This is a genomic window from Mangrovimonas sp. sgz306409 (genome assembly GCF_059735265.1).
Window position 1 is genome coordinate 1 of record NZ_JCAPEU010000019.1, and the last position, 10,757, is coordinate 10,757.

7 protein-coding genes are annotated in these 10,757 nt (G+C 39.5%); 5 read left to right on the forward strand and 2 right to left on the reverse strand.

Going from position 1 to position 10,757, the window contains the following annotated elements; genetic code table 11:
• The coding region (locus AC6I5C_RS17465; protein ID WP_497906287.1) for a lectin-like domain-containing protein at nucleotides 1-1,752 on the reverse strand (1,752 nt) is incomplete at its 3' end.
• A gap of 248 nt (nucleotides 1,753-2,000) precedes the next feature.
• On the opposite strand from AC6I5C_RS17465, the gene pbpC reads away from it, so the two are divergent.
• Entirely contained in the window at nucleotides 2,001-4,340 is a 2,340-nt protein-coding gene (gene pbpC, locus AC6I5C_RS17470; protein WP_497906288.1) for a penicillin-binding protein 1C, read from the forward strand.
• 64 nt (nucleotides 4,341-4,404) lie between these two features.
• Nucleotides 4,405-4,839, forward strand: a complete 435-nt coding sequence (locus AC6I5C_RS17475) for a hypothetical protein (protein WP_053990034.1) — start codon at nucleotides 4,405-4,407, stop codon at nucleotides 4,837-4,839.
• A 40-nt stretch (nucleotides 4,840-4,879) separates the two neighbouring features.
• Here AC6I5C_RS17475 and AC6I5C_RS17480 read toward each other — a convergent pair whose 3' ends face one another.
• Nucleotides 4,880-5,938 (reverse strand): endonuclease/exonuclease/phosphatase family protein, encoded by a 1,059-nt coding sequence (locus tag AC6I5C_RS17480; protein ID WP_497906289.1) that lies wholly within the window; start codon nucleotides 5,936-5,938, stop codon nucleotides 4,880-4,882.
• A gap of 137 nt (nucleotides 5,939-6,075) precedes the next feature.
• Between AC6I5C_RS17480 and AC6I5C_RS17485 the strand changes: the two genes are divergently transcribed.
• From AC6I5C_RS17485 to AC6I5C_RS17495, 3 genes are all read left to right on the forward strand, one after another.
• A complete protein-coding gene (locus AC6I5C_RS17485) occupies nucleotides 6,076-8,835 on the forward strand; it encodes a carboxypeptidase-like regulatory domain-containing protein (protein ID WP_497906290.1) in 2,760 nt (919 codons plus the stop codon).
• A gap of 10 nt (nucleotides 8,836-8,845) precedes the next feature.
• Nucleotides 8,846-10,282, forward strand: a complete 1,437-nt coding sequence (locus AC6I5C_RS17490) for a DUF5689 domain-containing protein (protein WP_497906291.1) — start codon at nucleotides 8,846-8,848, stop codon at nucleotides 10,280-10,282.
• A gap of 65 nt (nucleotides 10,283-10,347) precedes the next feature.
• Nucleotides 10,348-10,725: a hypothetical protein gene (locus AC6I5C_RS17495; RefSeq protein WP_497906292.1), complete on the forward strand. Its 378-nt coding sequence runs from the start codon at nucleotides 10,348-10,350 to the stop codon at nucleotides 10,723-10,725.
• Nucleotides 10,726-10,757 lie beyond the last annotated feature (32 nt).

Genomic DNA, 10,757 nt, shown 5'->3' on the forward strand with positions numbered 1-10,757 from the left:
GTACCACTCGTTGGTATAGTTACGCTTAGAGTACACCAAGGTACCGTAGCGGTTATAGATCTCGATATTGTGGACCTGGAAGTTGCTAAGCTCAAAATAGTCGTTCAAGCCGTCGCCGTTAGGCGAGATTCCCTGAGGGATCTCGCAGTTAACCAATTCTATATATACATTATTCTCAGATTTACACCCCGTTGCTTCAATTTCCGCCTCAGCGTAATAAGTTCCAATAACTGACACTTGATAGGTTGAACTGTTTGCCAACAACAACTCATCTGTATCGGCACTATACCAGTTCACAATTACACCTTCTGGAACGCTTACCGAAAGGGTAACATTTCCTCCACAAACTGTATCCTCACCATTATTAATTGGCATTTCTGGATAGATGATGGAAGTAGCTACTGCAGTTCGAGTTTCCGACACACAGCCTGTAATAGGATCGATAGTTTCTGCGTAATAAGTTCCCTCTTCCGTAGCTTCATAAGTTGTACTATTTTCCAACAAAAGGTTACCTCCTACTGCAGCATCGTACCAATTCACTTCTAAACCTTCAGATACAGAAACAGTAAGCATCGCATTATTATTGGTACAGTTAAAATCTACATCACCATCGCTTAAAGGAGCGTCTGGAAGGGATACACTAACAACCAACTCTGCTCTAACTTCAGACACACATCCAGCCTCGCTAATAGCTTCCGCATAATATGTTCCTGGCGAAGAAACTTCAAAAACAGTACTATCAGACATTAACAAAGCCCCCCCTGTAGGAGCATCATACCAGTTGACTTCCACCCCTGCTTCTACATCCACTGAAATTTCAGCAGAATTGGTCATACAATTAAATTCTACATCCTCACCAGTAATTGTAGGCAATGGATTTACAACAGCATCAAAACTATCGGTAAATACTACAACACCACAGTTGTCTAAAACCGTTACTAAATACGTGGTATTCTCAGTTGGTGTGAACACAGGGTTAGGAATACTAATATCGCTAACACCTGTAGATGGCTGCCATTCATAACCAATTCCATTTTCATAAGTAGCATCTACTGTATCGATACTTTCTCCAATACAAATTTCTTGATCCGCCAAGGCCAAGGTATTAGCAAAAGACACATATTTGAAACAGATTTGTTGTAGGTTATAAGCACCACCTGTAGAACCTGCAAAACCAAAATACACCTCAGAAACACCGCCAAACACGGTATTAATAATATCACCGCTATATACAATTCGCTCACTACAATCAAAAAACACAGTAAAGGTTTGTGTAGCCGCTACCCATTCAATTTTCACTTCGTGGTATAAACCGTCCTCTACATTAATTGAAGTCGCCGATATATCTATAGGTCCAGCAAGGTTATCGATTGAACTATGGTGCGCATTTCCTCCCTTCATAAGAGACATGTGGTCTATACCGCCAGGGGGATCAGCTCTATTTCCATTGGTCCAAGTATCAAACTCAACAGCCAAGGATTGTGTAATTCCTTCATACCCTAAACCACCGCCAGAGTTTCCTATTTCTGGAGTAGAAGTTGTTTTCATAACAAAGGCCATACCATCGGCACCATTGGCATCGTTATCTCCAAAATTGGCATCAAAAATAATTTTAAAATCAGCATTCAAATCTATAGGGTTATCGTACCATACAGAACCACTTTGCGACGCTACATCATCGGTAACCCGATAACAATCATCCCCAAGAGAAACAGCATCACCATAAAAAACGGGTACTAATTGTGCCGACATATTTAAAGAAAGGCACAAGAAGATAGATAAGAGAATAAGTTTCCTCATAAAATATAGTATAATTTGTAGTTAAAATGAGGCGTTAAATTAAGGCAAGGCCAAAATTCAGGGAAATATCAACTGCCTTTTAACCTTCAAATAACATTCAAAACAGATAGAACCTCTTTGACAGCATTTTTGTAGGACTTACAAAGCGTTTCCTACCTTTAAATCCTTAATTTCGTTCTTGCATTCATTTCAATTTCATAATGAACCTTTTAAAGCGTTATCCCAAAACATCTGCCATTATCGTTTTTCTGAGTTTGGCCTACTATTTCTGCCTTCCAAAAGAGCTTTTCAAGGATCCAACAACTACTGTAATCACCGACTCCAAAAATGAACTTTTGGGAGCATTAATTGCTCAAGACGGCCAATGGCGCTTTCCACAAACCGATAGCATTCCAGAGAAATTCAAGAAATGTATCCTACAGTTTGAAGATGAATATTTTTACCAACACCCAGGGTTTAACCCTGTATCCATTTTTAAGGCTATTCGCGACAACCTCGCCTCGGAAGGCATTAAACGTGGTGGAAGCACCCTAACCCAACAGGTTATAAGGCTTTCCCGAAAAGGAAAACCGCGTACTTATTTCGAAAAAGGCATTGAACTTATTTTGGCCACGAGATTGGAATTGCGCCATAGCAAAGAGACTATTTTAAACCTTTACGCCAGTCATGCACCATTTGGAGGAAATGTAGTGGGCCTCGATGCCGCTTCATGGCGCTATTTCAACAGAAATGCGTTTGAATTGTCTTGGGCCGAAAGCGCCACCTTAGCGGTCCTGCCTAACGCTCCAAGTTTGATTTACCCAGGGAAAAACCAAGAGCGACTTCTCGAAAAACGCAATCGACTCCTCAAAAAATTATTAGGCAATCAAATCATAGATTCTCTTACTTACAAGCTTTCTATTTTGGAAGCGCTCCCTCTAAAGCCCTACCCACTCCCTCAATCAGCTCCTCATTTGCTGCAAAAAGTAGCCAAAGAGCATTCTGGAAAACGCATTCAAACAAGCATTGACTCCAAATTACAACACCAAACCAATACCATTGTAAGGCAACATTACAACCAACTCAGCCAAAATGAAATTTACAACATAGCTGTATTGGTTATGGACGTTAAAACCCGAAAAGTCCTCACTTATGTAGGCAATACACCTACTGACAGAGCTCATCAAAAGGACGTTGACGTTATAGACAAGCCAAGAAGTACCGGCAGTATTTTAAAACCTTTTTTATACGCTGCCATGTTGGACGCCGGAGACATGCTGCCCAATACTTTGGTAGCTGACGTACCCTCTCAATTTGGAAGCTACAATCCAGAAAACTACAACAAAACTTACGACGGTGCCGTGCCCGCAAGCAAAGCCTTGGCCAAATCATTGAATGTGCCTTCGGTAAGAATGCTTCAGGAATTTGGGCTGGACCGATTTCATCATTATCTAAAATCATTGCACCTAAAAGACCTCACCCATGAAGCCAACCATTATGGCCTTTCCCTTATTTTAGGAGGCGCCGAAAGCAATCTTTGGGACCTCTGTAAAAGTTATGCAGCCCTCTCTTCAACCTTAAATCACTTTTCAGAAACCTCCAGTGAATACTATACTAACGAATTTTGCGAACCTACTTTTTTAGCCAACAAAACGACTGATTTTGGATCAAAAGTGAAAGAGAAAACCTTGTATGATGCCGCTTCCATTTATTTAACTTTTGAAAGTTTAAAAACCGTGAACCGCCCTGAAGGAGATGAACATTGGGAGTTTTTTGATGGCTCTAAAGAAATTGCCTGGAAAACCGGTACCAGTTTTGGCTTTCGGGATGCTTGGGCCATCGGGACTACCCAAAATTATGTAGTAGGTGTTTGGGTAGGCAACGCCGATGGAGAAGGCCGACCTGGTTTAGTAGGCGTACAGGCTGCAGCACCCATCCTTTTTGAGGTCTTCGACTTATTACCCAACAGCGATTGGTTTGCCAAACCCTTTGATGAGATGCAGGAAATTAAGGTTTGTGCAACAAGCGGTTATCGAGCAGCCCCGAACTGCCCAAATCCACAAGACAGTTTTGTGCAATTAACAGGTATCAAAACAGAACCTTGCCCTTACCATATTTTAGTTCATTTGACTAAAGATAGAACGTATCAAGTAAATTCCTCCTGTGAAGACACCAACCAGATGCTTCACGAATCTTGGTTTGTCCTGCCTCCTTTGATGGCCTATTATTACAAAACGAAACACCCCTTTTACAAATCCCTACCGCCTTTCAAACCAAATTGCTCCGGTCAACAAGAGGCAAATATGCAATTCATCTATCCAAAGGAAAACAACACTGTTTTTCTACCCAAAGATTTTGATGGCGCAACTAATGAACTCATCCTCCAAATAGCACATTCTAAACAGGACGCAACAGTATTTTGGTATTTGGACCAAACCTTTATTGGACAAACCGAAACCCTTCATGAAATGGCCATTTTACCTGAAACCGGAGAACACCTTATTACCGTTATGGATGAATTCGGCAATCAAACCCAAAGAAAAATCACAATTTCAAATTAAACCATAATCTCCTCCCATTTATAAATTGCTTACATTTGTTGAACCAATTATTTAAATACATAAAATGTACAGTACAATCAAATTTCTGCATTCATATTGGGCCTATCTGGTTCTCATTATTTTAATTTTAGCAACCTTTAATGCGTTGATGAAATTTTTCAGCGACAAAGAATTCTCTGCAAAAGATTTCAGAATCTCGTTATTCACGCTTATTGTAACCCATATTCAATTATTATTGGGGCTTATTTTATACTTTGTATCTCCCAACGGATTGCAAACCATAAAAATGAATGGCATGGGAGGCTTAAACAGCCTATCCAGACTTATGGCCGTTGAACATCCATTTGTAGCCATTTTGGCGGTAACCTTTATCACCATTGGTTACTCGAAACACAAAAAGAAATTGACATCGAAACCAAAATTCAAGTCTTTAGCTATTTTTTATTCTTTAGGATTGATATTGATTCTCTCCAGAATTCCGTGGAGCAACTGGTTATAAGATTAAAAAAAGGCGTCAATTTTCATTGGCGCCTTTTTTATTATTCAGTCACTTCTTTGATCAAGTAGATATATACAGGAAAATGATCGCTAAATCCATCGGTAAAACCTCCATCCGCAAAACTTCTCAATGGATAACCCTTATACCGACCATACTTATTGGTTAAATAGTTTTTATTGAAAATCCCTGCTTTGTAAAACCTGAATGACGAATAATCCTTTTCAATTAAAGGCTTGGTCATCAAAATCTGGTCAAACAAACTCCAGGCATCTCGATAAGCTGTAGTTCCCAATCCCTCCTTTTTGAACAAATCTTCATATGGGTTGTAAATACCTTTCAGCTGTACATCCTCACGATTGGCCTTGGCATTCAGCACGGTTTTCACACTGGCATTGGTAGGGTCGTCATTCAAATCGCCCATCGTAATGATCTTGGCATAGGGATTTATAGACTGTAAAGAATCAATCATATGCTTATTCAATTTGGCTGCGGCAACTCGTTTTGGCCTGCTCTTAGCTTCCCCTCCGCGTCTGGAAGGCCAATGATTTACAATAATATGAATCAGTTCCCCCTCCAATTCCCCGGACACCAGCAATTGGTCTCGGGTATAAATCCGCTTCTGACTCTCATCATCATAAATTTTCAATTCATAAGAAGCATTATGAAGTGGCCTAAACACATCTTTTTGATAAAGTAGTGCTACATCGATGCCCCGTGCATCGGGCGAATCAAAATGCACAATTCCGTAGTTCTTACCTAAAAGCAAGGAGTCGTTGACCAAATCCTCCAAAACTTGACGGTTCTCCACTTCGGAAACGCCAATTATTACAGGAGAATTATTGGAAATATCTGTCCCTATTTCAGAAATGACCCTAGCCATATTATGGACCTTTTTCATATATACCTCCTTGATATTGGTTTTCATTTCCAAAATTGGGCTGGCCTCATCAAACTTTACCGGATCATTGATAGTGTCGAAGAGATTTTCAAGATTGTAAAAGGCAACGGTATGGATTTTAAATTTCTTCTTTTCCTGGGCAGTTATGACCAAAGATGCACTTAAAAACAGCAAAAACAAGCAGTAATTTAAACTTTTCATTTAGTGAACGTTATATTTTGATTAATATCTAACAGTTTCAAATTCAAATTTATTTATTTCTTATAAATAATGTATTTTAGTTAGCTTTAAATAACTGTTACTTAACAAACAAGAGCATTTTAACACTAATTATAAGTATGAAAAGAAGACTACTTGCCCTCATAGTTACCATTTGTTCTCCTATTTTATTGATTGCCCAACAAACCCTCGTTAAAGGAAGCGTAAAAGACGCGGCCACATTTGAACCCATCCCCGGCGTAATAGTTACCATTGAATCCAGCCAGCAAACCACACTTACCGATGCTTTTGGAAGCTTTACTTTTTCGGAAAACCTTCCTTTGGGAGAACAGGTCCTTAAAATTGAAAAGATAGGGTATATTGCCAAACGCTATCCCATTGTTATCCAAACCGGAAAAACAGTAGACATCACTGATATGACTATGGCGATTGATGTCTCCGATTCTGCCGATCTATTTACCATCACACTTTCTGATGACGAATTAAATGACGACACCAGTGCTTCTGATAACATTTCTGGCTTGTTACAGTCTTCACAGGATGTATTTCAACGTACAGCTGCTTTTGAGTTCAGTTCCTCTTTTTTTAAGGTAAGAGGTTTGGATTCGGAGAATGGTTCGGTATTGATTAACGGGATCGAAATGAACAAACTTTTCAACGGCAGGCCCCAATGGAGTAATTGGGGCGGACTAAATGACGTGGTACGCAACCAAGAACTCACAACAGGCCTAGCACCTTCCAACTATACCTTTGGAGGCATTTTAGGGACTAACAATATTAATACAAGAGCCTCGAGCTATAGAAGAGGTGGCCGTGTGACCTATTCCTCTTCCAACAGAAGTTACACCCATCGCGTGATGATTACATACGCCTCAGGATTGGTAAAAGGCGATTGGGCCTATGCCATATCTGTGGGCAGACGCTGGGGAAATGAAGGCTATCAGGATGCCACATTTTATGATGCCAATTCCATCTTCGCGTCTGTTGAAAAGAAAATCAACGACAAGCACAGTCTTAATTTCACTTCCATTTATGCCCCAAACAGAAGAGGCAAATCATCACCAAACACACAGGAGGCTTATGATTTAAAAGACATCAGATACAACGAATATTGGGGCTATCACGATGGAGAAAAACGCAACTCGCGGATCAAAGAAGTGGTAGAGCCCATCCTTATGTTGAATCATTATTGGGACATTAGCGACAAAACCAAATTAAATACCAACATTGCTTACCAATTTGGAAAGTTAGGAAATAGTAGATTGGATTATTCGGGTGGCGCCAATCCAAGTCCTACCTATTACCAGCTCTTACCAAGTTATGCCTTGGCAGACCCTGACGGACCAGACTACGACACCGCCTACCAATTGGAACAAAATTTCTTGAATAATGGCCAAATAGATTGGAACCGGATTTACGATGCCAACCTTACCAACACTATTACAGGCATGCCAAATGCTTATGTTTTGTATGAAGACCGGAGCGATGACAAGCAACTTACAGCCAACTCTATTTTCTCTTCCGAGATTTCAGAGAACATTTTACTGAATGCCCGTATCGACTACAAAAATTTAAATTCGGAAAACTTTGCAGAAATTATGGATCTCTTGGGAGGTTCGGGATATTTAAACTTAGACAGTTTTGACAATTTTCAGTATGACCTTCAAAACCCTGATAGAATTGTGGGCGAAGGCGGAAAAATTCGCTACAACTACAATCTTTTGGTTAATATTGTTTCAGGATATGCCCAGGCACTGTTCAAATACAATAAAATAGATTTCTACCTTTCGGGAAGTTTAAGCACCACCACATACCAACGTGAAGGCCTTTGGCAGCATGAACGCTATCAGGACAACTCGCTCGGGAAAGGCGAAAAGCTCACCTTTAATGGCTTAGGAGCCAAAGGTGGATTCACTTATAAAATTACAGGAAAGCATTTATTGGATGTTAACGCTGGTTACATTACCAAAGCGCCTTCCTTAAGAAACACCTACTCCAACGCCCGTGAAAACGATGCCGTTGTAAGAGGTATTGAAGAAGAAAAAATAACTTCTGTAGATGCTGGCTACATTTTTAGATCTCCAATTATTAAGGCTCGTATCACTGCTTTCTACACTAAAATTGAAGACGCCAACGAAATCTCATTTTATTATGCCGATGGCATTAGCAGTTTTGAAATTGAAGACAATGACTCTTCTGCCTTTGTTCAGGAAATCCTACAGGGAATTGACAAAAAACACCTAGGCACCGAAATTGGAATCGAAGCTCAAGTCACCCCAACCATCAAGCTTAAGGGAGTCGCATCCATAGGGCAATACACTTACGACAACAACCCTAATTTGTATCTAACTTCTTCAAGTTTCACCAATGAAAACGGTATTGATTTTGGCCAATCCAACCTAAAAAATTATAAAATAGCAGGAGGCCCACAAAAAGCCTATTCCCTAGGATTTGAATATCGAGACCCCGATTACTGGTGGGTAGGAGCCACTTCCAACTTTTTTACAAACACCTATGTAGATATTAGCCCATTGACTAGAACCCGAAATTTCTATTTGGACAGCGACGGCCTTCCTTTCAATGATTACGACCCCGAAATTGCCAAACAACTGTTGAAACAAGAACGATTTGACGACTATATGGTAGTAAACCTTATTGGAGGTAAATCGTGGAAAATCAATGATTATTACGTTGGCTTTTTTGCTAGCATCAACAACCTTTTGAACAAGACCTATAAAACCGGTGGTTTTGAACAAGGAAGGAATGCCAATTACCAAGAGTTAAAAGAGGACGCCAGTAACGATACACCCGTATTTTCACCCAAATATTGGTACGGTAGAGGCACAACCTACTTTGTAAATGTTTACTTCAGATTTTAAAAAAACAACTATGAAAAATAAATTAGCAATCCGTACACAAATGAAAAGATACCTTACGCTTTTAACGGTTTTCACCTTCATAACCACAATAACTTCCTGTGTTCAAGATGACGATTTTTCAGTACCCACAAGTCTTGGCAATGAAGAGAATCAAAATCTGCAAACTTTATTGGAAAATGGCACTGAAGTTTCCATGGAAACGGTAAAGGCCATGTACCAAGAAGGAGAAGTCATCGAACAAATTACTTCCGATATTTATGTAAAAGGCTATGTAACCTCGTCCGACTTTACCGGAAACTTTTATAAAGAATTCTTTATTCAAAACGCTCCAGAAAACCCTACTAATGCCTTAAAAGTAATTTTGAACAGAGTAGATTCCTATAATCAGTTCAACCCAGGCAGAGAAGTTTACATCAATCTAAAAGGCTTATATATTGGTGAAGAACGTGTCGGCAACGGTGTCACAACCATTGGGGGCAAAACAGAAACCGATCAATATGGGACCACTGTGGTAGCCCTTACTGAAAACCAAATCAAGACTAATTTATTGCGCTCCCAAAACACCACTACCATTAGCCCTAAAGCAATGACCTTTTCTCAAATATCCGATGCCAATATTGGAATGCTCATAAATATTGAGAATGTAGAATTTGCAGACAACCTAGAAGGAGCCACCTATTTTGACCCTATTGAAGATTACGATACACAAAGAACCCTTCAAACCTGTGATGGTTTCGGTTACGCCACCTTTCCTCTAGAGACTAGTTCATTTGCCAATTTCAAAGACGACCTATTACCCACAGGAAACGGTTTAATAACAGCAATTGTAAACAAAACTTTTGACGGAAGTACCTTGGTATTGACATTAAATAATACTGAAGATGTTAACCTTAACAATACGCGTTGTTCACTTTTGGACCCTTCGGATTTCACAGTAATCTTTGAAGAAGACTTTCAAACAGCCATCAACAATACCAACTTTGATTTTGAAGGATGGACCAATTTCAACGAAGAAGGCAATTATAAATGGAGAGAAAAAACCTATTCAGGAAATGGCTATATTGAATTTAGCACCTACAATTCCGGAAGCCCTGTCAATATTGCTTGGGTTGTCACTCCAGCATTTAACATGGATGCTCAGGACAATGAGTTTTTAAACTTTAAAACAGCACAACACCATTTGGATTCTCCTGAAAACACTATAGAACTATTTGTTTCTACCAACTACAATGGCACCGATGTGCTTGCTGCCACTTGGGAACCTATAAGTGCCAATTTTGCCTCGCAATCAGATGACTGGTATGATTTTGTGGATTCCGGGTTAATTGATCTTTCTTCCTATTCAGGACCCTTACATGTAGCCTTTAAAGTGGTAGGTTCAGGAACAGATACCACCTTGGATGGCGCCTATCAAATTGATGATTTATCCATCATCGCGTCAAACTAAACAAAACTATATCTATCTTTCGGCCGACTTTTAAGTCGGCTTTTTTTGTTTAAAACCTAACGCATATGACTTTCTTCGACGCACTATTTTATAGCGCCTTTAACCACATAAAAACAAAACACAAAACCAAGGCAACCCGCATCAGCACCATCTATCTAACTATCGTGCAATGCTCCTTTCTACTATTCTTAGGAGTTTTCTTTTCAGAATTTTTAAGTCAAATGCGAGTAAACACCATGTCATCCTCTAAAGCTTGGACATTATTTGGTATTTTGGCCATCATTCTTTATTTCAAAAATTGGATCCAATACAGCGGAAAGAAAAGACGTGTAAAAAATGCTAAAGTGATTCATAACAAAATACCGCAATACAGCATCTGGATACTTTGTTTACTCCCTATTGGAGTTCTATTTGTATCCATACTTTTACTAAAGGTTTTATAAAAAAAAGCCCCATCATTTCTGACGGGGCTCAA

Coding starts and splice junctions, on each gene's coding strand:
- pbpC (WP_497906288.1), top strand. CDS start 2,001: ATGAACCTTTTAAAGCGTTATCCCAAAACATCTGCCATTATCGTTTTT.
- AC6I5C_RS17495 (WP_497906292.1), top strand. CDS start 10,348: ATGACTTTCTTCGACGCACTATTTTATAGCGCCTTTAACCACATAAAA.
- AC6I5C_RS17475 (WP_053990034.1), top strand. CDS start 4,405: ATGTACAGTACAATCAAATTTCTGCATTCATATTGGGCCTATCTGGTT.
- AC6I5C_RS17485 (WP_497906290.1), top strand. CDS start 6,076: ATGAAAAGAAGACTACTTGCCCTCATAGTTACCATTTGTTCTCCTATT.
- AC6I5C_RS17490 (WP_497906291.1), top strand. CDS start 8,846: ATGAAAAATAAATTAGCAATCCGTACACAAATGAAAAGATACCTTACG.
- AC6I5C_RS17480 (WP_497906289.1), bottom strand. CDS start 5,938: ATGAAAAGTTTAAATTACTGCTTGTTTTTGCTGTTTTTAAGTGCATCT.